20 protein-coding genes are annotated in these 22,399 nt (G+C 66.7%); 14 read left to right on the forward strand and 6 right to left on the reverse strand.

Translation table 11 applies throughout. The features are described 5' to 3' along the window. Window positions 1–353 precede the first annotated feature (353 nt). Window positions 354–1,088 (forward strand): hypothetical protein, encoded by a 735-nt coding sequence (locus Q2M23_RS10610; protein ID WP_316395505.1) that lies wholly within the window; start codon window positions 354–356, stop codon window positions 1,086–1,088. Window positions 1,089–1,098: 10 nt separating this feature from the next. After that, window positions 1,099–2,031, forward strand: coding sequence for a 4-hydroxybenzoate octaprenyltransferase (gene ubiA / locus Q2M23_RS10615; RefSeq protein ID WP_316395506.1), 933 nt, complete (start codon window positions 1,099–1,101; stop codon window positions 2,029–2,031). Window positions 2,032–2,254: 223 nt separating this feature from the next. On the opposite strand, the gene Q2M23_RS10620 is transcribed toward ubiA, so the two are convergent. Beyond that, window positions 2,255–2,779 (reverse strand): DUF6101 family protein, encoded by a 525-nt coding sequence (locus Q2M23_RS10620; RefSeq protein WP_310879647.1) that lies wholly within the window; start codon window positions 2,777–2,779, stop codon window positions 2,255–2,257. Between the two features lie 274 nt (window positions 2,780–3,053). Between Q2M23_RS10620 and Q2M23_RS10625 the strand changes: the two genes are divergently transcribed. The 6 genes from Q2M23_RS10625 (at window position 3,054) to lpxK (ending at window position 8,653) form a co-directional block, all read left to right on the forward strand. Beyond that, window positions 3,054–4,442 carry a TldD/PmbA family protein gene (locus Q2M23_RS10625; RefSeq protein ID WP_316395508.1) on the forward strand — a complete coding sequence of 463 codons (1,389 nt, stop codon included), beginning with the start codon at window positions 3,054–3,056 and terminating at the stop codon, window positions 4,440–4,442. Continuing rightward, on the forward strand, window positions 4,429–5,238 hold the full coding sequence (locus tag Q2M23_RS10630; protein WP_225163891.1) for a 3'(2'),5'-bisphosphate nucleotidase CysQ: 810 nt from the start codon (window positions 4,429–4,431) through the stop codon (window positions 5,236–5,238). Before Q2M23_RS10625 ends, Q2M23_RS10630 begins: the two co-directional genes overlap by 14 nt. 144 nt (window positions 5,239–5,382) lie before the next feature. Beyond that, entirely contained in the window at window positions 5,383–5,631 is a 249-nt protein-coding gene (locus Q2M23_RS10635) for a DUF4170 domain-containing protein (protein ID WP_016848023.1), read from the forward strand. Then, window positions 5,628–6,341 carry a lysophospholipid acyltransferase family protein gene (locus Q2M23_RS10640; RefSeq protein WP_050384219.1) on the forward strand — a complete coding sequence of 238 codons (714 nt, stop codon included), beginning with the start codon at window positions 5,628–5,630 and terminating at the stop codon, window positions 6,339–6,341. The genes Q2M23_RS10635 and Q2M23_RS10640 overlap by 4 nt, the downstream gene beginning before the upstream one ends. Then, window positions 6,304–7,638 (forward strand): 3-deoxy-D-manno-octulosonic acid transferase, encoded by a 1,335-nt coding sequence (locus tag Q2M23_RS10645; protein WP_229192932.1) that lies wholly within the window; start codon window positions 6,304–6,306, stop codon window positions 7,636–7,638. Before Q2M23_RS10640 ends, Q2M23_RS10645 begins: the two co-directional genes overlap by 38 nt. Beyond that, window positions 7,631–8,653, forward strand: coding sequence for a tetraacyldisaccharide 4'-kinase (gene lpxK / locus Q2M23_RS10650; RefSeq protein ID WP_316395509.1), 1,023 nt, complete (start codon window positions 7,631–7,633; stop codon window positions 8,651–8,653). Before Q2M23_RS10645 ends, lpxK begins: the two co-directional genes overlap by 8 nt. Window positions 8,654–8,667: 14 nt before the next feature. On the opposite strand, the gene Q2M23_RS10655 is transcribed toward lpxK, so the two are convergent. Further along, window positions 8,668–8,895 carry a DUF2093 domain-containing protein gene (locus Q2M23_RS10655; protein WP_016848019.1) on the reverse strand — a complete coding sequence of 76 codons (228 nt, stop codon included), beginning with the start codon at window positions 8,893–8,895 and terminating at the stop codon, window positions 8,668–8,670. A gap of 219 nt (window positions 8,896–9,114) precedes the next feature. On the opposite strand from Q2M23_RS10655, the gene Q2M23_RS10660 reads away from it, so the two are divergent. Beyond that, window positions 9,115–9,912 carry a dienelactone hydrolase family protein gene (locus Q2M23_RS10660; RefSeq protein ID WP_410469708.1) on the forward strand — a complete coding sequence of 266 codons (798 nt, stop codon included), beginning with the start codon at window positions 9,115–9,117 and terminating at the stop codon, window positions 9,910–9,912. Window positions 9,913–9,928: 16 nt separating this feature from the next. Here Q2M23_RS10660 and xseA read toward each other — a convergent pair whose 3' ends face one another. After that, window positions 9,929–11,551, reverse strand: coding sequence for an exodeoxyribonuclease VII large subunit (gene xseA / locus Q2M23_RS10665; protein WP_316395511.1), 1,623 nt, complete (start codon window positions 11,549–11,551; stop codon window positions 9,929–9,931). 165 nt (window positions 11,552–11,716) lie between these two features. Between xseA and purD the strand changes: the two genes are divergently transcribed. Both purD and Q2M23_RS10675 read left to right on the forward strand, forming a co-directional pair. Beyond that, complete coding sequence (gene purD / locus Q2M23_RS10670; RefSeq protein WP_057016645.1) at window positions 11,717–12,994, forward strand: phosphoribosylamine--glycine ligase; 1,278 nt, start codon at window positions 11,717–11,719, stop codon at window positions 12,992–12,994. 46 nt (window positions 12,995–13,040) lie between these two features. Beyond that, window positions 13,041–14,366, forward strand: coding sequence for an adenylate/guanylate cyclase domain-containing protein (locus Q2M23_RS10675; RefSeq protein ID WP_316395512.1), 1,326 nt, complete (start codon window positions 13,041–13,043; stop codon window positions 14,364–14,366). Window positions 14,367–14,501: 135 nt separating this feature from the next. Here the strand turns inward: Q2M23_RS10675 and Q2M23_RS10680 are convergent, their stop codons facing one another. Continuing rightward, window positions 14,502–15,734: an acyl-CoA dehydrogenase family protein gene (locus tag Q2M23_RS10680; RefSeq protein WP_038388024.1), complete on the reverse strand. Its 1,233-nt coding sequence runs from the start codon at window positions 15,732–15,734 to the stop codon at window positions 14,502–14,504. A 122-nt stretch (window positions 15,735–15,856) separates the two neighbouring features. Here Q2M23_RS10680 and Q2M23_RS10685 point away from each other — a divergent pair, with 122 nt between their 5' ends. Then, a complete protein-coding gene (locus tag Q2M23_RS10685) occupies window positions 15,857–16,762 on the forward strand; it encodes an alpha/beta hydrolase (RefSeq protein WP_316395513.1) in 906 nt (301 codons plus the stop codon). 322 nt (window positions 16,763–17,084) lie between these two features. Here the strand turns inward: Q2M23_RS10685 and Q2M23_RS10690 are convergent, their stop codons facing one another. Then, window positions 17,085–17,531, reverse strand: a complete 447-nt coding sequence (locus Q2M23_RS10690) for a nucleoside deaminase (protein WP_225163883.1) — start codon at window positions 17,529–17,531, stop codon at window positions 17,085–17,087. A gap of 140 nt (window positions 17,532–17,671) precedes the next feature. Here Q2M23_RS10690 and Q2M23_RS10695 point away from each other — a divergent pair, with 140 nt between their 5' ends. Together Q2M23_RS10695 and rsmD are read left to right on the forward strand one after the other, a co-directional pair. After that, on the forward strand, window positions 17,672–19,714 hold the full coding sequence (locus Q2M23_RS10695) for a pseudouridine synthase (RefSeq protein WP_316395514.1): 2,043 nt from the start codon (window positions 17,672–17,674) through the stop codon (window positions 19,712–19,714). 6 nt (window positions 19,715–19,720) lie between these two features. Continuing rightward, the gene (gene rsmD, locus Q2M23_RS10700; protein WP_316395515.1) at window positions 19,721–20,275 is read left to right on the forward strand and encodes a 16S rRNA (guanine(966)-N(2))-methyltransferase RsmD; all 555 of its coding nucleotides are present in this window, start codon (window positions 19,721–19,723) and stop codon (window positions 20,273–20,275) included. 135 nt (window positions 20,276–20,410) lie between these two features. Here the strand turns inward: rsmD and mutL are convergent, their stop codons facing one another. Continuing rightward, window positions 20,411–22,228, reverse strand: a complete 1,818-nt coding sequence (mutL, locus tag Q2M23_RS10705; protein ID WP_316395516.1) for a DNA mismatch repair endonuclease MutL — start codon at window positions 22,226–22,228, stop codon at window positions 20,411–20,413. Window positions 22,229–22,399: the final 171 nt, after the last annotated feature.

Below are 22,399 nucleotides of genomic sequence, written 5' to 3' on the forward strand. Positions count from 1 at the left end.
GAGCGTCGATATATTGCTTCTGTCACCAAGTCATTTCTTTAGTCCAAGGGGCCGCTTGCACGCGGTCCCTTTTGCTGTTCGGTCGCCCGCGGCGTCGGCCCATGAATCCAAACCGGGGCCTTACCGAAAATCCTGTTCAGGCAAATTTGATGGTCCATTTTACCGCCGTTCGTAGCCTAAAGGCTTAGAATCGGGGAACAATTTAATATGGCCGGTGTGGCCCTACGCCGCGCTGTCGCCCAAATCCACGGGTTGTTAAGGCCTCACAGGAATCGTAAAACGCCCCCAAAATTCGTTGCTTCGTTTTTGTTGCGCTGGGGTTGCCTGGACCTTTTGCCGGAGAAACACCCTCGATGATCCGCCGTCTGATCGTGCTGACCGTTGCCGCGACCGCCCTGTCCGTGGGGCAAGCCGCTGCGCAGAGCGCCTTTCCGGCCCCGTTGCCCAATCAGGCCGGTAAGGCCGGCACCGCGTCCGACCCCGCGTTTCCGCCGGTCAATGGCATGCGTCCAAGCCAGGCCGGAACCGCCTCGGATTCCGCATTCCCGCCGGTCAACGGCGCGCTGGCGGCCAGGGTCGGTGCCACGCCGTCGGCATTTCCGAGCAGTGGCGCGGCCCCCATCGCCGGCGGCGGGCTGTCGTCGCCGCCCCCGCCGGGTGCGGGTGGTGGTGGTGCCGCCGACGCCTGCATGAAGAATTTCACGCCGCTGCGCGAGGATGCGGAGAAGCGCGGCAAGGCGATCAAGGCGGCGAGCGATCGCCACGCCAGCCCCCAGGAGGCCTGCAAGCTGATCGGCAATTACAGCCAGGCCGAGATCAAGATGATCAAATATGTCGACACCAACGCACAGAAGTGCGGAATTCCGCCGCAGATCGCCGACCAGCTCAAGGCCGGACACAAGAATACCGAAGCGCTGCTGAAGAAGGTCTGCAATGTCGCGGAGCAGGCGGCGGCGCAGCCGCGTGGGCCAGCGGGGCCGAGCTTGAGCGACGTACTCGGTTCGTCCGCCTCGCTGCCGGAAGCGACGCCGACCAAGAAGGGCGGCAGCACCTTCGATACGCTGAACGGCAACGTCCTCACCCGTTGAGGGATCACCCATGAGCGATGTCTCCACCCGCGTTGCCGACTCCACAGGCAACTGGGTGGATACCCATGCGCCGGTCTGGACGCGGCCCTATCTGCGGCTTGCGCGCTACGACCGGCCGATCGGCTCCTGGCTATTGTTGATGCCGTGCTGGTGGTCGGCGGCGCTTGCCGCCGGCGTCGCGCATGATGTGCGTTCGCTGCCGCTCGTGGTCCTGCTGTTTTTCATCGGCGCCTTTGTGATGCGCGGTGCCGGCTGCACCTGGAACGACATCACCGATCGCGATCTCGACGCCAAGGTCGAACGCACGCGGTCGCGGCCGATCCCGGCCGGCCAGGTCACGGTGACGCAGGCGGTGGTCTTCATGGTCCTGCAGGCGCTGATCGGGCTTCTCGTGCTGCTGCAGTTCAACCGCTTCGCGGTGATGACCGGCATCGCCTCGCTTCTGATCGTCGCGATCTACCCGTTCATGAAGCGGATCACCTGGTGGCCGCAGGTCGTGCTCGGCCTTGCCTTCTCCTATGGCGCGCTGATGGGATTTGCGGTGACGCTCGAGCGCATCGATCTGGCCGCGATTGCGCTTTACGCCGGATCGATCGCCTGGGTGATCGCCTACGACACCATCTACGCCCATCAGGACGCCGAGGATGATGCGCTCATCGGCGTCAAATCCACCGCGCGCCTGTTCGGTGCACGCACCCATCGTGCGCTCGTGATCTTCTATGGTCTCGCCGTGCTCTTGATCGGCGTGGCGTTCGCACTCGCGGGGGCGCGCTGGCCGGCCTGGATCGGGCTGGCGGCGTTTGGGTTGCATCTCGCCTGGCAGGTCCGGCGGCTCGACATCAGCGATGGCGCGCTCTGCCTGCGCATCTTCAAGTCCAACCGCGACGCCGGCTTGATCCTGTTCGCGAGCCTCGTCGTCGACGCGGTGCTGCGCGCGGCGTGACGACTTCGCAGGATGGTGGAGCGAAGCGTACAAACCCATGATTCGGCGGCCGCGCCACAAACTCGCCGTCGTCCCGGCGAAGGCCGGGACCCATAACCACCAATGCTTCTTGTTTGCGACGCTGGAACGACGAGTCCCGTCAACAACATCTGCTGCGGCGTATGGGTCCCGGCCTTCGCCGGGACGACACCGATTGTGAGGCAAATGGAGCGAGACGGTCAGATCAATCCCGCGCGATGATCTCGCGTTCGCCGCGATGTACGCTGGTGCCGTTGAGGCTGACGCCGGCGCGGCGGCGGACCAGGAATTTCGGTCTCCGCGCGCGGATCGCGTTGCGGCGACGGCGGCGCGGGGAGGGCGTCCGCGGCGCAGGCTCGGTCAGTTGCGGGAGACGGAAGATGTCGCTCCACATCTGCCAGGCGGAGCTGATCTCCTCGGCATCCGAACTGGAGCCGAGCGGAATGCTGAGCGCGGGATCGCGGTGAACAAGCACCAGCATCTGCGCGTCGTCGATGCCGCGCACCGCGACGCCGAGAAAGTCGCTGACGCGAACATTGACCGCCATCCGCATGCCGAGAACGGCACGGCGCAGCACGACGTGTTCGCGATGAAGCTCGACCTGCCGCATGCCGCCATCCGCGCGCGCGTCCTGCGCGTGGAAGCTGAGCGGAAGGGAAAGAGGGTCGAGCCGCAACGCGCAGCTCGACCCGGCGGAATTGATTCCGCTTGTTGGTGTTTGACGCCTCAAAGCTCTGTCTCCCCGCCGGGATTTTGTTCCCGGTCGTTGGGTGAGAGCCTAGCCGAGCGATGTCCGTTCCCCCTTAAAAAGCCTGGTTAACCCCTCCTCACCTCGTGCCATGATTGACAAGAGGTTGGCCCGCATGATTGACGAAGCCTTGCCCCGATCACTCAAATCTTTGTTGCCTGCCGGCGCAAAGTGCTTGAAATCCCTGTGAAACCGGCACATCTGGTGGGTCTGTCGACCTCGTTCCGGGCCCCCCTCAATCCGCAGGAATTCGTTCGTGAACTCTTCACCATCTGCATCGCGACACGGCGATAGCTCCGATCTGTTCGACCAATCGGGCCTGAGCGACCTTGCACAGCGCCTGGTCGATGCCGCAAAGCGCGCGGGCGCCGATGCGGCCGATGCCATCGCGGTGCGCGGCGTCTCGCAGGGCGTCGAGGTGCGCGACGGCCGCGTCGAGGAAACCGAGCGCTCCGAAGGCGATGACGTCGGCCTGCGGGTGTTCGTCGGCCACCGCCAGGCGGTGGTGTCGACCAATGACGTCAGCGGCGACGGGGTCGCCAAGCTTGCCGAGCGTGCCGTCGCGATGGCGCGCGTGGCGCCGGACGACAAATATGTCGGTCTCGCCGATCCGGCGCTCCACGCCCACGATTTCCCCGACCTCGATCTGCTCGATCGCAAGGTTCCGAGCACGGCCGAACTCGAGCAGCGCGCGATCGAAGCAGAGGCTGCGGCGCTCGCGGTCAAGGGTGTCACCAAGTCCGGCGGCGCGTCGGTCTCGACCGGGATCGGCGGCATGGTGCTGGTGACGTCGACCGGCTTCCACGGTTCTTATCTGCGCTCCAGCCACGGCATCTCGACGACGGCGATTTCCGGTGAGGGCACCGGCATGGAGCGCGACTACGATTTCACCAGCGCGCCGCATGCCTCCGATCTCGATTCACCTGCTTCCGTTGGCCGCAAGGCCGGCGAGCGCGCGGTGGCGCGGGGCAATCCGCGCAAGGTCGAGACCTGCAAGGTGCCGGTGGTGTTCGATCCGCGGGTCGCCGGCTCGATCGTCGGCCATCTCGTCGGCGCCATCAACGGCGCCTCGATCGCGCGCAAGACCAGCTTCCTGAAGGACAAGCTCGGCGAGCAACTGTTCTCGAAAGATATCCGCATCATCGACGATCCGTTGCGGGTGCGCGGCCTGCGCTCGCAGACCTTCGACGCCGAGGGCGTCAGGGTGAAGAAGACCGCGCTGATCGATGCGGGCGTGCTCACCACCTGGGTGCTGGATTCGGCGACCGCGCGAGAGCTCGGGCTTGTTACGACCGGTCATGCGCATCGCGGCGTGTCGTCCTCGCCGTCTCCCGGAACGTATAATCTGCATCTCGAGCCGGGTGCGGTGACGCCGAAGGAGCTGATCTCCGACATCAAGCAGGGCTTCTATGTCACCGACCTGATCGGCTCCGGCGTCAACGGCGTGACCGGCGATTACAGCCGCGGCGCGTCCGGCTTCTGGATCGAGAACGGCGAGATCACCTATCCGGTCAGCGAAGTGACCATCGCCGGCCATCTGCTGCCGATGTTCAAGTCGCTGGTCGCCGCCAACGATCTGGAATTCCGCTACGGCGTCAATTCGCCGACGCTGCGCATCGAGGGCCTGACGCTTGGCGGACGCTGATACGGACGACTGGACCAAGGCGCGCGATGCCGCCTTGCTGACCAGATCGGTGCAGGAAGCGGGCCGGCTCGCATCGTCACTGTTCCGCACCGAATTGAAGAACTGGATCAAGGGCGCGTCCTCGCCGGTCTCCGAGGCCGACATCGCGGTCAACGACCTGTTGGAGCAGCAGCTGCGTTCGGCAACGCCCGGCTATGGCTGGCTGTCGGAAGAGAGCGCCGACAACGACACCCGCCTCGGCAGGCGCTTCACCTGGATCGTCGATCCGATCGACGGCACCCGCGCCTATCTCGCCGGCCGCGAGGACTGGTGCGTCAGTGTGGCGCTGGTTGAAAATGCATCTCCGGTGCTCGCGGCGGTGTATGCGCCGGTCAGCGAGGAATTCTTCTTCGCCGCCCGTGGACAGGGCGCCACCCTGAACGACGGCGCGGTGCATGCAACCGCAGGCACCGATTTCAACTTTCCGCGGATGGCGGGACCGAAGCCGCTGGTGCAGCGGCTCAGCCCGACGCCGGACGAGATCACGCTCTATCCGCGCATCGGATCGCTGGCGCTGCGGTTGTGCCGTGTAGCACAAGGTCGACTTGACGCGGCCTTTGCGGGCGGGCAAAGCCGCGACTGGGATCTTGCCGCCGCGAATTTGATCGTGCAGGAAGCGGGTGGTAAGATGACCGCGCTCTCGGGGGACGCGATTGAGTACAATCGCCGGGAGGTGACGCATGGGGTGCTGGTGGCAGCAGGACGCGAACGTCATGCACGCATTGTCGAGCATTTTCGCAGCCGTCCTTTGCCGTGAGGCCTCGCCGATCCACGCCGCTTTCCGATTGTGACGACCAGACCTGTTGCGACAGCCTTGTGACGACTAGCCTTGTGACGACCAGACCTGTGACGACCACGACTTCATTTGTTTGCCGGGCATCTCGTTAGGAAAAGCACCATCATGTCAGACAATGCCCAGCCCCAGCTGCTTCACCTCGTGATCGGCGGCGAGTTGACCGATCTCGAGCACAACACCTTCAAGAATCTGGACGAAGTCGAGATCGTCGGCGTCTACCCGAACTATGCGACCGCCTATGCGGCCTGGAAGGCGAAGGCGCAGCAGACCGTGGACAACGCCCAGATGCGCTACTTCGTCGTTCACCTCCACCGGTTGCTCGATCCTGAGCAGGACACAAAGCATTCCCATTGAAACGACTTTTTCGCGATCTGCTGCGCAGCGGCTTCGTGCAGCGCGCGCTGGGTGTGCTTGCGGCCGAGTATCTGCGGCTGGTGTGGTACACCAACCGCTTCAGCTACCAGCCGCATGACGTGTACGGGATCGTCGAGCCCCTGATGCCGGCGATCTTCGTGTTCTGGCACGGCCAGCACTTCATGACGCCGTTCATCAAGACCAAGGAGAGCTACCGCGCCAAGGTCCTGATCTCCCGCCACCGCGACGGCGAGTTCAACGCCCTCGCGGTGGAGCGGCTCGGCATCGGCACCATCAGAGGTTCCGGCGATCATTCCGGCGCGTTCCATCGCAAGGGCGGCGTCGGCGCCTTCCTGGAGATGGTTCGGGCGCTGGAAGACGGCTGCAACATGGCCACCACCGCCGACGTGCCGAAGCGGGCGCGGGTGGCGGGCCTCGGGGCCATCATGCTGGCGCGGGAGACCGGCCGGCCGATCATCCCCTTTGCGATGGTCACCAGCCGATTCATCCGGTTGAAAAACTGGGATTCGACCACCATCAATTTGCCATTCGGGCGCGGCGCAGTGGTAGGTATTGAGCCGGTCTATGTGCCGCCCGACGCCGACGCCGCGACGATGGAAAAGCTTCGGCAGCACGTGGAGGAACTTCTCAACGAAGCGACCCGACGTGCCTATGCAGCGGTCGGGCGGCCGGAGGCAGCGCTTGGCTAGCTCGCTACCGATGACGTTGCGTGTGTACCGCAAGCTGTCGTCCGCGATGGTGCCGCTCGCGCCTGCCCTGATCAAGCGGCGGCTCAAGCTCGGCAAGGAAGATCCCGAACGTGTCGGCGAGCGGCGCGGCGTGAGCGCCGATACCAGGCCGCAGGGCCCGCTGGTATGGATTCACGGCGCCAGCGTCGGCGAGGTGCTGGCAGCGGCCGGCCTGATCGAGCGGCTGCGCGCGCTCAATTTGCGCATCCTGCTCACCTCGGGCACGGTGACCTCGGCCGCGATCGTCGCCAAGCGCTTCCCGCCCGACGTCATCCATCAATACGTGCCGTACGACTCGCCGCGTTATGTGACGCGCTTCCTCGATCACTGGCATCCGTCGCTGGCGCTGTTCATCGAATCCGATTTGTGGCCGAATCTGATCCTGTCGAGCGCCGCGCGGCGGCTGCCGATGGTGCTGATCAATGGGCGAATGTCGCAGCGCTCTTTCCCGCGCTGGCGCCGGGTCTCCAACACCATCGGCGCGTTGCTCGGCCGGTTCGACATCTGCCTCGCGCAGTCGAACACCGACGCCGAACGCTTTGCCGCGCTCGGCAGCCACAACGTCGTCGTCACCGGCAACCTCAAGCTCGACGTCGCGGCGCCGCCGGCCGATCCGGCCAAGCTGGAGCGGTTGATGTCGGTGACCCGCGGCCGTGCCATCGTGGTTGCGGCGTCGACCCATCCCGGCGAGGAAGAGATCCTGATCGAGGCGCACAAGTCGCTCGCGGGATTCTTCCCCGGCCTGCTCACAGTCATCGTGCCGCGGCATGCCGCGCGCGGCGAGGCGGTGGCGCGGCTGGTGACGGAGGCCGGCCTGCGCCCCGGCCTGCGCTCGCATGAGGATCTGCCGGTCGCGACAACAGATATCTACGTCGCCGATACGATGGGCGAGCTCGGCCTGTTCTATCGCCTCGCGCCGATCGTGTTCATGGGCGGCTCGCTGGTTGCGCATGGCGGCCAGAATCCGATCGAGGCGATCAAGCTTGGCGCGGCGATCGTGCACGGCCCGCACGTGTTCAACTTCACCGATGTCTATGAGGCGCTCGATCGCGCCGGCGGCGCGCGCCGCGCCGATGATCGGGAAGCGCTGGTCAAGCAGCTCGGCCAGTTCCTTGCGGATTCCACAGCCCGCGACAATTCGCTGGCGGCCTCCGAGCGCGTCGTCGAACAGCTCGGTGGCGCGCTGGAGCGCACGGTGACCGCTCTCGAGCCCTATCTGTTGCAGTTGCGGCTTGAGATGGGAGCCGCCAATGCGTGAGCCGGCCTTCTGGCACCGGCCGTCGTCTTGCCTATCGCAACTGCTCCAACCGCTCGCCGCGCCTTACGGCGCGGTCGCCGCACGGCGGATGCGGCAATCCGGCGTCGATGCCGGCATTCCCGTGGTCTGCGTCGGCAATTACCATGTCGGCGGCGCCGGCAAGACGCCGACGGTGCTGGCGCTGGCAAGATTGCTGCGTGAGCTCGACGAGCGGCCGGTGGTGCTCAGCCGCGGCTATGGCGGCAGGCTCGGCGGCCCGGTCAAGGTCGATCGCCACAGCCACACGGCGGCCGATGTCGGCGACGAGCCGCTGATGATGGCGACGAGCTTGCCGGTCGTGGTGTCGCGCGACCGTGCCGCGGGCCTGGCGCTGGCGCGCGCGCAGGATGCCAGCGTGATCCTGATGGATGACGGCTTCCAGAATCCGAGCGTGCTCAAGGATGTCTGCCTGATCGTGATCGACGGCACGCGCGGCGTCGGCAACGGCCGTGTGATTCCTGCGGGACCGCTGCGCGCGCCGCTGGTGCCGCAGCTGGAACGGACCGACGCGCTGATCGTGGTCGGCGAGGGGAGCGCGGCGCAAAGGATTGCGGCCGATCTCGCGTCCCGCGGCAAGCCGGTGCTGTCGGCGCATCTGAAGCCGGACCAGGCTTCGCTGGCGGCGCTGAACGGAACACGTGCGCTCGCCTTTGCCGGCATCGGCGATCCCGCGCGCTTCTTCAACACATTGCTCTTAAGCGGCGTCGACGTCGTGCGCAGCAAGGCTTTCGCCGATCATCACGCCTTCACGAAGGAGGAGATCGAAGCGCTCGTTGCCGACGCGCGTCGCGAGGGACTGACGCTGGTGACGACGGAAAAGGATCTCGCTCGGTTGCGTGGTCCGGACGGGATGCCGGCCTGGGCACAGGCGATCGTGCCGTTCGCGGTGATGCTGCAATTCGATGATGGCGACGCGCTGCGGCGCCTGGTGGCCGATCAGCTGTTCACGGCGCGGGACAGGAGACGCTCCAAATGAACCCGGCCTTGAGCCTAGGCCTGCGGCTTGAGGACGCCAGGATGGTGGCGCTGCAGCACGGCGGTCGGGGTGGCGTAGGCTTCTTGCAGATCGACGCTCCAGTACTTCAGCTCGTCGAGCGGAATCCGGACGTCGGTGATGGCACAACGCACAAAGGTGCCGGGCGAGATCACGCGGAAATCGCCGTCGAGATATTGCACCTGCGCTTCGCCATGGCCCGAGGGACCGAACTTGTTCAGCACGATTGAGCTCTCCGCCTTGCCTCCAATGAGGCCATCTGGATGTCGATGAAACCGTCTATCACAGATAGGGTGTCATGTCCGCCCGTTAAACCACCGACTTGTGATGATTTGGCGGCGGAGGCGCATGGTAGCCTTGTAGGTGTGGTCCGCTGTGTTTGCAGCGCCATAACGAGCCGACCGGATCGGATGCGCCTCACGTCAGTTTTCATGTGCCTCGCCATGCTTGCCGTGCCGGCCGCGGCCGCGGCGCCGCTCCCGGACCCGCATCAGGTCGAGATCCCCGAAGGCAACGTCACGCTGCACGCGCAGCTCTACCGGCCCGATGGCGACGGCCCGTTCCCGGTCGTCATCGCGCTGCATGGCTGCGGCGGTCTCGCCGGCCGTTCCGAGCCGGTGCTGCCGCGCTATCGCGACTGGGCCGAGCAATTGCTGACGACCGGCCATGCGGTGCTGTTGCCGGACAGCTACGGCTCGCGCGCGCTCGGTCCGCAGTGCCGCATCAAAGAGCATCAGGTCCAGACCCGCCGTGCGCGGGTCGCCGACATCAACGCGGCGCGGCAGTGGCTGGTGCAGCAGAAATGGGTGGCGAAGGGCCGCATCAGCCTGATCGGCTGGGGCAACGGCGCCGCCGCTTTGCTGTGGGCGGTGCGGCCGCAGATGTGGTCACGCAACGTCGAGCCGGACTTTCGCTCGGCGGTCGCATTCTATCCGGATTGCCGCGCCTCGTTCGGCCTCGGCTGGAGCGCGCGGGTGCCGACGCTGGTCCTGATCGGCGCGCGCGACGACGTGACATCGTCATCGGCCTGCCACCAGATGGTCGACGGCGCCCGCGGCCGCAGCGCGCTGGCGCGGATCGTGGTCTATCCCGAGGCCTATCACGACTTCGACCGGCCCAACCTGCCGCTGCACGCGGTCGCGGCCTCCGATGCCGAGATCGCCGAGCGCGGTCACGTCGGCACCGATACCGGCGCGCGCAAGGATGCGCAAAAGCAAGTCGCCGAGTGGCTGTCGCGCTAAGACAGCTGTTGCCGGGCTAGAACAAGCTGCCCTGATCGACCGGCTTGGTGACGCGCTTCGGCGCTGCCGGTTTCGCCTCGCGCGGCTGAGGCTTCGGCTGGCTCTCGGGCGCCACCGTTGCCGGGGGCTGATCGGCGTTCGCGGTGGCGGCGACGCGGCCATCGGCGAATTCGATCGACAGGCCGGCGTTCGGGCCGACCGCCGCGGCGGAGTGCAGGGCGTGGCCGTGCGCGTCGCGCACCAGCGCGAAGCCGCGCGCCAGCACGCCGCGATAGGACAGCGCCGACAACAGCTGGCCGCTATGGGCGACGCGCGCCTCGAGCCGCTGCATCGTCGTCACCAATGCGCGGCGGGCGCGCTCGGCCAGGCGGTGGGTGCGCTCGAGGTCGCGGGCGATGGCGTTGCGCTGGGCCTTGGCGTTGGCGAGCTTCGAGGCCTTGAGCCGGATCTCGAGTCCGCTGAAGCGCTCGCGGCGGCGATGCAGCAGCGCGCGCGCCGATAGCGTGATGCGCTCGCCGGATGCGGTGAGCCGCTGCCGCGCATGCGCGATCTGGCCGCGCAGCACGCCGATGGTGAGGCGCGAACTGCTGGCGGCAAAGCGGCGGAAATGCGCGTGCGTATTGGCCTTCAGCCCGCGCGGCAAACCTGCTGCGAGATGATCGAGCCGTTGCCGCGGGATCGCCAGCAGTTCGTGCGCCGCCGGCAGCGCCCGCGCCGCGGCGCGCAGCTCGTTGCGGCGCGCCTCCTGGGCACGCTGCCAGCACACCATGGTGCGGCGGGCGAGCGCCGCGACCTCGATGAACAGCTCGCTGCGCACCGGCACCGCCATTTCGGCGGCGGCGGTCGGCGTCGGCGCGCGCTTGTCGGCGACGAAGTCGATCAGCGTGATGTCGGTCTCATGGCCGACCGCGGAGATCAGCGGGATATGGCTCTCGGCCGCGGCGCGGACCACGATCTCCTCGTTGAACGACCACAGGTCCTCCAGCGAGCCGCCGCCGCGCGCGACGATCAACAGATCAGGCCGTGGAATCCTGCCGCCCTCCGGCAGCGCGTTGAAGCCGCGGATCGCGGCCGCCACCTGTTCCGCCGAGCCGTCGCCCTGCACCTTGACCGGCCAGACCAGCACGCGGCGGGGGAAGCGGTCCTCCAGCCGGTGCAGGATGTCGCGGATCACGGCGCCGGTCGGCGAGGTGACGACGCCGATCACCTCGGGCAGCCAGGGCAAAAGCTGCTTGCGGGCCTCGTCGAACAGGCCCTCGGCCGCGAGCTTCTTCTTGCGCTCCTCCATCAGCGCCATCAGCGCGCCGACGCCGGCGGGCTCCAGCGAATCGATGACGATCTGGTACTTCGAGGAGTTCGGATAGGTGGTCAGCTTGCCGGTGGCGATGACCTCGAGGCCCTCCTGCGGCTTGAAGCGCATCCGGGCATGGGCGAACTTCCAGATCACGGCCTCGATCTTGGCGCTCTCGTCCTTCAGCGCGAAATAGCAGTGGCCGGAGGAATGCGGGCCGCGAAAGCCCGAAATCTCGCCGCGGACACGGACATGGCCGAAGCGGTCCTCCACTGTCCGCTTCAGGGCGGAAGAGAGTTCCGAGACGGTGAATTCAGGCGCGTTGACGAGATTCGGAGCAGCGGTCATCTGATCTATAGAATCGGGGTTTTCGACCCCGTGTGCAAGGTCCGGACGCCGCGTTTCAGGCGTCGAATCACATATCCACATCTGATCGAACCGCGTGTTGCCGCGGTTCGGGAGCGTGCTAAACCGGACGAAATGGCGTTACAACCCCTCTGATCGGCGACACAGATGAACATCCTCCTGCTCGGTTCCGGTGGCCGCGAACATGCGCTGGCGTGGAAGATCGCCGCATCCCCGCTGGTCACGAAACTCTGGTGCGCGCCGGGCAATGCCGGGATCGCGCGCGAAGCCGAATGCGTTGCGCTCGATGTCACCGACCATGCCGCGGTGATCGAGTTCTGCCGGGGCAATGCGGTCGATCTGGTGGTGGTCGGGCCGGAGACGCCGCTCGCCGCCGGGATCGTCGACGACCTCGCCGCTGAAGGCATTAAGGCGTTCGGACCGAGCCGGCAGGCCGCCCAGCTCGAGGGCTCCAAGGGCTTCACCAAGGACCTGTGCAGCGAGTTCGACATTCCGACCGGTGCCTATCGCCGCTTCGACAATGCGAAGGACGCGGTGGCCTATGTCCGTGCCCAGGGCGCGCCGATCGTGGTCAAGGCCGACGGGCTTGCGGCCGGCAAGGGCGTCGTGGTGGCGCAGACGCTGCCCGAGGCCGAGGCCGCGATTGCGATGATGTTCGAGGGCGCGTTCGGCTCGGCCGGCGCCGAGGTCGTGATCGAGGAGTTCTTGTCGGGCCGCGAGATCAGCTTCTTCGCGCTGTGCGACGGCGAGACCGCAATCCCGCTGGCCTCGGCGCAGGACCACAAGCGGGTGTTCGATCACGACAAGGGGCCGAACACCGGCGGCATGGGCGCCTATTCGCCGACGCCGTTCGTGACGCCTGAAGTGCACGACCAGATCATGGCGCGGATCATCCTGCCGACGGTGGCGGGGATGAAGAGCCGCGGCACGCCGTTCAAGGGCGTGCTCTACGCCGGCGTGATGCTGACCGCGCAGGGCCCCAAGCTGTTCGAATACAATGTCCGCTTCGGCGATCCCGAATGCCAGGTGCTGATGCTGCGGATGATGTCGGACATCGTGCCGGCGCTGCTCGCCTCGATCGACGGGCAATTGAAGAACTTCGATCTGCGCTGGTATCCGGACCCGGCGCTGACGGTGGTGATGGCGGCGAAGGGCTATCCCGGCGACTACATCAAGGGCACGCGGATCGATGGCCTCGACGCCGCCGCCAAGGTCGAGGGTGTCGAGATCTTCCACGCCGGCACGGTGGCGAAGGATGGCGCAATCATCGCCAATGGCGGCCGGGTGCTGAACGTCTGCGCGATGGGCAAGACGGTCACCGAGGCGCGCGACCGCGCCTATCAGGCGATCGATCGCATCAAATGGCCGGACGGCTTCTGCCGCCGCGACATCGCCTGGCAGGCGGTCGAGGCGGAGAAGGGTTGATCGATCCGGCCTCAGCGGCGACAATGGCGCGCCCCGGGGCCTTCGAATGACCGATTTCAGACCGCCCGAGACGCACTACGCGCAAAGCGCCGACGCGAGCATCGCCTATCAGGTGATGGGCGATGGTCCTGTCGACATCATCCTTGTCCCCGGCCTGTTCTCGCACATCGAGTTCATGCACGAGATGCCCGGCTACACCGCCGTGCTGCGCCGCCTGTCGCGCTTCGCCCGGGTCGTGACCTTCGACAAACGCGGACAGGGATTGTCGGATCGGATGACCGGCGCGCCCTCCCTCGAGCAGCGCATGGACGACGTCCGGGCCATCATGGATGCTATCGGCTCCGCGAAGGCGGTGTTGTTCGGCTTCTCCGAGGGATGCCCGATGAGTGTGCTGTTTGCAGCGACCTATCCGGACCGCGTTTCGCATCTCGTTCTGCTCGGCAGCTTTGCCCGCTCGAAGGATCGCCTGGCGGACGATGTGTGGCAGCTGCGCTGCGACGAGATCGTGCAGAGCTGGGGTTCTGGCGACACGGTCAAAACTGTCGCGCCGAGCCAGGCAACGAATGCAGAAGTGATCGCGCAGATCGCGAAATTCGAGCGGCTGTCGAGCAGTCCGGGAGCGTTGCGGACGCTGCTCATCCTCAATCGCGCGATCGACGTCACGACGATCCTGCCGATGCTCCAGACTCCGACGCTTGTCCTGCATCGGACCGGCGATGCCCGCGTTCCCGTGGCACTCGGCCGTGCCGTCGCGCGCTCGATCCCCGCCGCGAAATACGTCGAATATCCCGGCTGCGATCACTACTATTGGGTCGGCGAGACCGAGGCGATGCTCGGCGATATTGAGGAATTCGTCACCGGCCATCGCGATGGTGGTGATGCCGAGCTCGACCGTGTGCTTGCGACCGTGCTGTTCACCGATATCGTCGATTCGACCCGCAGCGCCGCCGCGATGGGTGATCATCGTTGGCGACGTCTGCTCGACGATCACGATCAACTCGCGCAGCAGGTGGTCGGCCGCCATCGCGGCCATCTGGTGAAGAGCACCGGCGACGGCATTCTGGCGACCTTCGACGGTCCGGGCCGCGCCGTACGCTGTGCGCTGGCGTTCGGCTCGGCCGCGCGGCAGATCGGCCTGCCGGTGCGAGCGGGCCTGCACACCGGCGAGATCGAGGTGAGGGGGGCGGATATCGGCGGCATAGCGGTCCACGCCGCGGCGCGCGTGATGTCGCAGTGCGGCTCGAACGAGGTGCTGGTGTCACGTGTGGTGACCGATCTGGTCGCGGGCGCCGGGTTGAAATTCGCCGAGCGCGGCGCGTTCGAGTTGAAGGGACTGCCCGGGACATGGGAGCTGTTTGCGGCGAGCGGCTAGGTTCGGCCCCACGCCGTCATTCCGGACGACGCGCATCGCGCGTCGATCCGGAATCTCGATGTTGTGGACACCTTCTCACCTCATCTCGAGATTCCGGGTTCGGCGCGTTGCGCCGCCCCGGAATGACGAAGTGGGCTAAAGCAGATCCCCGCCCGCCGCTGACGCCGTGGTGCCGTGCTCGCGGAACGCCTTGATGACGTTCTTGCCGATCTTCCACTTGTGCACCTCGTCGGGGCCGTCGACCAGCCGCTGCGAGCGCACCTGGGTGTACCATTTCGCCAGCGGGGTATCCTGGCTGAAGCCGAGCGCGCCGTGCAGCTGGATCGCGGTGTCGATCACCTTGTGCACCATGTGGGCGTGGAAGATCTTGGCGATCGAGTTCTCCTGGCGGATGTCGAGGCCCTTCTCGGCCTTGTAGGCGATGTGCAGCAGCATCAGCCGGCCGATATAGAGCTCGCTCGCGCAGTCGGCGAGCATGAACTGCACCGCCTGGCGGTCGGCCAGCAACTGGCCGAAGGTCGAGCGTTTGGTGACATGGGCGGCCGCCATGTCGAGCGCGCGCTGCGCCTTGGCGACGTTGTGCATGCCGTGGCGCAGCCGGCCGTAGGCGAGGCGGTGCTGGCCCATGTTGAAGCCGTTGCCTTCGCCGCCGAGCAGATTGTCGGCGGGCACCTTCAGATCCTTGATCTCGATCTCGGAGTGGCCGCCGTGGATCACGTCGTCATGCGGACCCTCGATTGCCATGTTGGCGACGTTGCGCTTGATGCGGTAGCCGGGGTTGGGCAGCTCGACGATGAAGGTCGAATATTGCTTGTGGCGCGGCGCGTTGGGATCGGTCTTCGCCATGACCAGCGCGAGGTCGGCGACGCTCGCCGACGAGGAGAACCATTTCTCGCCGTTGAGGATGTAGTTCTCGTTGCCGTCCTTCACCGCCGTGGTCTGCATGCCGGTGGCATCGGCGCCGGCGGCCTTTTCCGTCATCGAGAAGCAGATGCGCTTTTCGCCGTTCAACAGGGGCTTGAGGAATTTTTCCTTCTGGTACTCGGTGCCGTGCGCCAGGATCGTCATCATCGAGGCGTCGTCCGGTCCCTGCGTGTTCATCGAGAGCGCGCCGAGCATGCTTTCGCCGAGCTCCATCTGCACCAGGGCGTTGGCGAGCGGGCCGAGGCCCATACCGCCATATTCCTTCGGCACGAACGGGCACCACAGGCCCTGCGCGCGGGCCTTCTTCCGCAGCGGTCCCAGCACCTCGGCAAGCGGCTTGGTGTCGAGTTCCTTTTCCGCCGGAATGCATTCGTCGTGGACGAATTTGCGAACCTTCTCGCGGATCGCCTTGGCTTCGGCGGGAATTTCGAAGTCGATCGACATGGCACTTCCTCGTTTCATGTTGTTGTTGGCAGGACTTGAGGATGGCATAAACCTCGTCAAAGTCAGCGGCAACGCCGAACAAAGTTTGAAGCAGCGCGGCCGCCCCAGGGAAGGAGCTACCGATGCCTGATCTCGCTGATCTTTTTCCCGGCTATGCGTCCGAATGGATCAACACCTCGCAGGGCCGCATCTTCGCCCGCGTCGGCGGCAAGGGCCCGCCATTGCTGCTGCTGCACGGCTTCTCCTCGACGCATGTGATGTGGCACACGGTGGCGCCGAAACTCGACGACAGGTTCACGCTGATCATCGCCGACCTGCCGGGCTACGGCTGGTCCGACATGCCCGACAGCGACAAGGACCATACGCCCTACACCAAGCGGGCCTGGGCGAAGACCATGGTCGAGGTGATGGAGCAACTCGGGCACGTGCATTTCGCGCTCGCCGGCCACGACCGCGGCGGCCGGGTGTCGTACCGGCTCGCGCTCGATCATCCCGGCCGGCTGTCGAAGCTTGCGGTGCTCGATATCGCGCCGACCTATGATTACTGGCAGAAGCTCAATCGCCTCTCGGCGCTGAAGATCTACCACTGGGCGTTCCTGGCGCAGTCCTATCCGCTGCCGGAGACGCTGATCTCCAACAATGGCGAATTCTTCCTCAAGGAGAAGATGGCGAGCCAGACCAGGAGCAAGACGCTGGAGGCGATCGATCCGCGCGCGCTCGAGCACTACCTCGCGCCATTCCGCGATCCCGCGCGCATCCATGCGATGTGCGAGGACTATCGCGCCGGCGCCTATGCTGATTACGAGATCGACAAGGCCGATGTCGATGCCGGCAAGAAGATCACGATCCCGATGCTGGCGCTGTGGGGCGATGCCGGCGTTGCCAGCGCGGCAACGACACCGCTCGACACCTGGAAGACCTGGGCCACCAATGTCAGCGGTGCGCCGGTGGCGTCGGGGCACTTCCTGCCCGAGGAGAATCCGGAGGCGACGGCGAAGCTGCTGCGGGAGTTTTTCCTGGCGGGGTAATGCAACCGCGGCACCGTCATCCTGAGACGCGCGCGATGCGCGCACCTCAGAGAATCTGAATGTATGGCGGAGGAGCGGCACCAAACATTCGGTGTCGTCGTGGCGTTCGCATGCAGGCTCAGTTCCATGACGCGAAGCGCTCCATGATAAAAGCCACGCCTCGTTCTACACCGATTCCATCCAACCAATCAGCAGGGACCAAACACGAAAGCAGGGACGACGACGGACATGTTGTCCCGCCTTCAGTCCCGTCCTCCCGGGGTGCTCGCCTCTTGGCTCGCTGCGCTCGCACCTCGGGATGACGGGTCTGTCTTTCGTGCACTTACCGTCGCTCCCTGAAGAACTCGCGCAGCAGGCGCGCGGACTCGGTCTCGCCGACCGCGCCATAGACCTCCGGCACATGGTGGCAGGTCGGCTGCGCGAAGAACCGGACGCCTGACTCGACCGCACCGCCCTTGGGGTCGGCGGCGCCGTAATAGAGCCGGCGGATGCGGGCAAAGGAGATTGCGCCGGCGCACATCGTGCAGGGCTCCAGCGTCACGTAGAGGTCGCAATCGACCAGCCGCTCGGTGCCGATGGCCTCGGCGGCCTGCCGGATCGCAAGGATTTCCGCATGGGCCGTCGGATCGTGGTCGGTCAGGGTGCGGTTGCCGGCGGTGGCGATCACCTCGTAGCCCCGCACGATCACGCATCCGATCGGAACCTCGCCAGCTTTTCCGGCACTTTCGGCGGTTTTTAGCGCCAAATCCATGAAAGAAGGGGCAGACATGCCTCGTATCATCGGAAGAAACCTGCTAGTAGCGTCGCCTTCAGCAGAAGTGGATGCCGGTTTTGCGCCAGTCGCGCCCAGATGGCGCGCGTATCGCCGGTTGCCCTGCGCCCCAATTGAACCTCCAGGCGAGAACATTCATGCCCCGCGACAGCGACAAAAACAACGATTCCCCGCGCGGCCGGCGGGACCGGGGGGCGCCCGGGAAGGGGCGGCCCAGTGGTTCCCGCGGATCGGACAAGCCGTTCGGCAAGCGCAGCTTCGGCGGCAAAGGTGGTGATCGCGACAAGCGCTCGTTCGGCGACAAGGGCGAGGGCCGCTCGTTCCGCCGCCGTGAGGACGGCGATGCGCCGCGCCGCGATTACGGCGACCGGCCGCGCTTCAAGCGCGACGACCGAGGCGGCGAGGGGGGCGGAAAGCGCCCGTTCAAGCCGCGCGGCGAGCGCCGCGACTTTGATGCGGGCGATCGTCCGCAGCGCGGTGGCGCGCGCTCGGAGGGCCGGTCGTCCGACCGCAAGTTCGGCGAAAAGCGGTCCTATGGCGATCGCGAGAAGCGCCCCTACGCGCCGCGTGGCGACCGCGACGGCGAGAAGCGGAGCTTTGCGCCGCGCGGCGAGCGCGCCGAGCGCAAATTCGACGACAGGAAGTTTTCGCGCGGCGACCGCGACAAGGGTTCATTCCGCGACAAGGGCGAGGGCCGCCCGTTCCGCCGCCGCGAGGACGGCGACGCACCGCGCCGCGATTTCGGCGATCGGCCGCGCTTCAAGCGCGACCGCGACTTCGAAGGCCGCGACCGCGGCGACGAGAAGCCCTGGCAAAAGCGGGATCGCAAACCGCGCGATGACCGCGGCGGCGACGAGCGCCCGCGCTTTTCGCGGTCGCGCGACGATCGCGGTGGCGGCGAACGTCCGCGGTTCTCGAAGTCACGCGACGACCGCGAGCAGGGTGATCGTCCGAAGTTCGGCCGGCCGCGCTGGGATCGTCATGATGAAGATGGTGGCCGCGACAATCGCCGGCGTGAGCGGCCCGAAGGCCGCACCGACTGGCAGGAGCACCCGCGCAGCGAGGGCCACTTCTCCGACCGGCCGCGCCGCGACAATGAGGACGACAGCAGGATCTTTGCGAAGCGCCCGGCCTTCGGCGGCCGCGGTGCCTATCGCGAGCGCGCCTATGACGACCGGCGCGAGCGTCCCGAGCCGAAGCCGAAGAAGACAGGTGAACGCATCGCCAAGGTATTGGCGCGCGCCGGTCTTGCCTCGCGCCGCGATGCCGAGGAGATCGTCACGCAAGGGCGCGTTACCGTCAACGGACGCGTGATCAACTCGCCGGCGCTCGATATCACCGACAACGATGTCGTGGCGGTCGACGGCAAGCCGTTGCCGCCGCGCGAGCGGACGCGGCTGTTCATGTATCACAAGCCGCGCGGGCTGATGACGACGCATGCCGATCCCGAGGGGCGGCCGACCGTGTTCGACAATCTGCCCGAGGGGCTGCCGCGGTTGATCTCGATCGGCCGGCTCGATTTCAACACCGAGGGCCTGTTGCTGCTGACCAATGACGGCGGCCTGGCGCGGACGCTGGAGCATCCCGACACCGGATGGCTGCGCCGCTACCGCGTGCGTGCGCATGGCGAGGTGACGCAGGGCCAGCTCGACCAGCTCAAGGGTGGCGTCGAGGTCGACGGCGTCAAATACGGACCGATCGACGCGACGCTGGAGCGCGACCAGAGCGCCAATGTGTGGGTGGTGTTCGCGATCCGCGAAGGCAAGAACCGCGAGGTGCGCAACGTGATGGCGCATCTCGGGCTCGAGGTGAACCGTCTGATCCGGATCTCCTACGGCCCGTTCCAGCTCGGCGAACTCGAGGAGGGCAAGGTCGAGGAGGTCAAGACGCGGGTGCTGCGCGAGCAGCTCGGCGAGAAGATCGCCAAGATCGCGGGCGCCGACTTCACGCGGCCGGAGCAGCGTGACGCAGCCGACGGCGACGCTGCGCCGGCCAGGAAGCCGAAGCCCAGCAAGCGCGAAACCATCAACGATCGCAAGGGCCGCCGCGTGCTGGTGCAGCGCACCGGCAGCGAGGAAGCGCGTGCCCGCAATGAAGACGAGGCCAACGGCTACGGCCCGCCGCGTCGTCCCAAGCGCGGCTATCACGGCAAGCGCGATCTCAAGCCGCGGGACGAGTAACGGTCAATGCGCGTCGTCGGGGGCAGGCTGAAGGGCCGCAATCTCGCTTCGCCTGCGGGCCGCGAGATTCGTCCGACCGCGGACCGCCTGCGCGAGTCCGTGTTCAACATTCTGATCCACGCCTACGACAATCCGATTGAGGACGCGCGCGTGCTCGATCTGTTTGCCGGCACCGGCGCGCTCGGCATCGAGGCCGCCTCGCGCGGCGCCAGGTTCACGCTGTTCGTCGACAATGGCGCCGAGGCGCGCGCGCTGCTGCGCAACAATGTCGAGTCGCTCGGCCTCGGCGGCACGACCAAGGTCTATCGCCGCGATGCCACCGATCTTGGACCCGCACATCCGGTCGAGCCGTTCTCGCTGGTGTTTCTCGATCCGCCCTATGACAAGGGGCTCGCCGACAAGGCGCTCGCCTCGCTGCGCGACGGCGGCTGGCTGACGCCGGGCGCGCTGCTCGTGGTGGAAGAGGCAAAGGCCGCGGCGTTCGCGGCACCCGAGGGCTTCGAGGAGCTCGAGCGGCGCGCGTATGACGACACGGAGTTCGTGTTTCTTCGCAAGGCGTAATGTTGCCGCTTGTTGTGCTGTCATCACCCGCGCATGCGGGTGATCCAGTGCGCCGCGGCTTCTCGATTGATCACGATCGCCGCGGCGTACTGGATCGCCCTGTCAAGCCGGGCGATGACACCGGAGTATGCGGTCTTATCTTCGCCCGAACAGCTTCTCGATATCGCTCAGCTTCAATTCGACATAGGTCGGGCGGCCGTGGTTGCACTGGCCGGAGTTCGGCGTGTCTTCCATCTCGCGGAGCAGTGCGTTCATCTCTTCCGGCTTGAGGCGGCGGCCGGCGCGGACCGAGCCGTGGCAGGCCATCGTGGCGGCGACGTGCATCAGCCGGCGCTCCAGCGGCAGCGCCTCGTCCCACTCGGCCATGTGCTCGGCAAGGTCGCGCAAGAGACCGGCCGCATTGGCCTTGCCGAGCAGCGAGGGCGTTTCGCGCACCGCGACCGCGCCGGGGCCGAAGGATTCGATCGCGAGCCCGAACGACGCCAGCTCCTCGGCGCGGTCGAGCAGCTTCTCGACGGTCGCCTCATCGAGCTCGACGATCTCGGGGATCAAGAGGATCTGCCGCTGCACGCCGTTCTTCGCCAGCGAGGCCTTCAGCTTCTCATAGACTATGCGCTCATGCGCCGCGTGCTGGTCGACCACGATGAGGCCGTCGCGGGTCTGCGAGACGATGTAGGTCTCGTGGATCTGGGTGCGCGCGGCGCCGAGCGGCCGGTCGAGCAGGTCTGGCGCGGGCGCGGCTTCGAAGCGCACATCGGCGGTCGGCGCGCCGACGTCGAAGGCGGCCTGTCCGGGCTCGGCGAAGGCGGGCGCCGCCGCACCGTCGAACGCGCGCAGCGGACCAGCCGGATAGGACGGCGAGCCGCGCCAGTCCCAATTGCTCGGGCGCGGCGGCGTGAAGGCGGGGCGGAAGGCCGAGAGCGCGGCGCCGTCGGCGGTATTGGCCGCGGTGCGCCTGCCTTCGCGCGCGAGGCCTTCCTTCAGGGCGTGCACGATGAGCGCGCGGACCAGGCCGGCGTTGCGGAAGCGCACCTCGGTCTTGGCCGGATGCACATTGGCGTCGACCTCTTGCGGGTCGCAGGTCACGAACAGCGCCACGACGGGATGGCGGTCGCGCGGCAGGTAGTCGGAATAGGCCGCGCGCACGGCGCCGAGGATCAGCTTGTCGCGCACCGGGCGGCCGTTGACGAACAGATATTGCCCGAGCGCATTGGCACGGGTCAGCGACGGCGCGGCGGCAAAGCCTTCGACCACGACGCCCTCGCGCCCGGCGCGCACCTCGATCGCACTGGCACGAAAATCCGCACCCAGGATGTCGCCGAGCCGGGTCAGCCGGCCGGCCGCGCCGGGCAGCGCTGCGGCCCAGGTGACCGGCGCGCGCTCTTCGCCGGCCAGCGTGAAGGCGATGTCCGGGCGTGCCATGCCGAGGCGGCGCACCACCTCGCGGATCGCCTCCGCCTCGGTGCGGTCGGTCTTGAGGAATTTCAGCCGCGCCGGCGTTGCGTAGAAGAGTTCGTTGACCTCGACGCGGGTGCCCTGGCCGAGCGCGGCCGGCATGACCTCCGACTTCTCGCCGCCTTCGACCGACAGCGACCAGGCATGCGGCTCGCTGGCATGACGCGTCGTGATGCCGAGCTTTGCGACCGCCCCGATCGAGGGCAGCGCCTCGCCGCGGAAGCCGAGCGTGCGGATGCACAACAGGTCTTCGTCGTCGAGCTTGGACGTGGCGTGACGGTCGACCGCAAGCGCGAGGTCGGCGCGGGTCATGCCGCCGCCATCGTCGGTGATGCCGATCCGGCGCCGCCCGCCGCCATCGGTGAAAACGTCGATCCGGCTGGCGCCGGCGTCGATCGCGTTCTCGACCAGTTCCTTGACCACGCTCGCGGGGCGTTCGACCACTTCGCCGGCGGCGATGCGGTTGACGAGCTGTTCGGGAAGCTGGCGGACGGGCATGGATTGGACGGTCGGAGGAGCGATTCGAGGCTGGCCGTTACTATAAGTCGCCGCGCCGGCAAATGCATGGGACCGATCTGGCGGCCGCAAGCAGGTTGGGGATCAGTCCGGCCTATCGCCTTGAAGACGCTTGGCTTCGGCGACCGGCGCGTTACGCCCTACGTCCCGATT

The organism is Bradyrhizobium sp. 33ap4 (assembly GCF_032654765.1).
Taxonomy (GTDB): Bacteria; Pseudomonadota; Alphaproteobacteria; order Rhizobiales; family Xanthobacteraceae; genus Bradyrhizobium; species Bradyrhizobium australafricanum.

Bases quoted from the DNA above. Each gene is read 5' to 3' on its own strand.
- Q2M23_RS10635 (WP_016848023.1), top strand. From the start codon at position 5,383: ATGTCAGACAATGCCCAGCCCCAGCTGCTTCACCTCGTGATCGGCGGC.
- Q2M23_RS10675 (WP_316395512.1), top strand. From the start codon at position 13,041: ATGACCGATTTCAGACCGCCCGAGACGCACTACGCGCAAAGCGCCGAC.
- lpxK (WP_316395509.1), top strand. From the start codon at position 7,631: ATGCGTGAGCCGGCCTTCTGGCACCGGCCGTCGTCTTGCCTATCGCAA.
- xseA (WP_316395511.1), bottom strand. From the start codon at position 11,551: ATGACCGCTGCTCCGAATCTCGTCAACGCGCCTGAATTCACCGTCTCG.
- Q2M23_RS10610 (WP_316395505.1), top strand. From the start codon at position 354: ATGATCCGCCGTCTGATCGTGCTGACCGTTGCCGCGACCGCCCTGTCC.
- Q2M23_RS10685 (WP_316395513.1), top strand. From the start codon at position 15,857: ATGCCTGATCTCGCTGATCTTTTTCCCGGCTATGCGTCCGAATGGATC.
- Q2M23_RS10645 (WP_229192932.1), top strand. From the start codon at position 6,304: ATGCAGCGGTCGGGCGGCCGGAGGCAGCGCTTGGCTAGCTCGCTACCG.
- ubiA (WP_316395506.1), top strand. From the start codon at position 1,099: ATGAGCGATGTCTCCACCCGCGTTGCCGACTCCACAGGCAACTGGGTG.
- Q2M23_RS10680 (WP_038388024.1), bottom strand. From the start codon at position 15,734: ATGTCGATCGACTTCGAAATTCCCGCCGAAGCCAAGGCGATCCGCGAG.
- Q2M23_RS10695 (WP_316395514.1), top strand. From the start codon at position 17,672: ATGCCCCGCGACAGCGACAAAAACAACGATTCCCCGCGCGGCCGGCGG.
- purD (WP_057016645.1), top strand. From the start codon at position 11,717: ATGAACATCCTCCTGCTCGGTTCCGGTGGCCGCGAACATGCGCTGGCG.
- Q2M23_RS10690 (WP_225163883.1), bottom strand. From the start codon at position 17,531: ATGTCTGCCCCTTCTTTCATGGATTTGGCGCTAAAAACCGCCGAAAGT.
- mutL (WP_316395516.1), bottom strand. From the start codon at position 22,228: ATGCCCGTCCGCCAGCTTCCCGAACAGCTCGTCAACCGCATCGCCGCC.
- Q2M23_RS10660 (WP_410469708.1), top strand. From the start codon at position 9,115: ATGCTTGCCGTGCCGGCCGCGGCCGCGGCGCCGCTCCCGGACCCGCAT.
- rsmD (WP_316395515.1), top strand. From the start codon at position 19,721: ATGCGCGTCGTCGGGGGCAGGCTGAAGGGCCGCAATCTCGCTTCGCCT.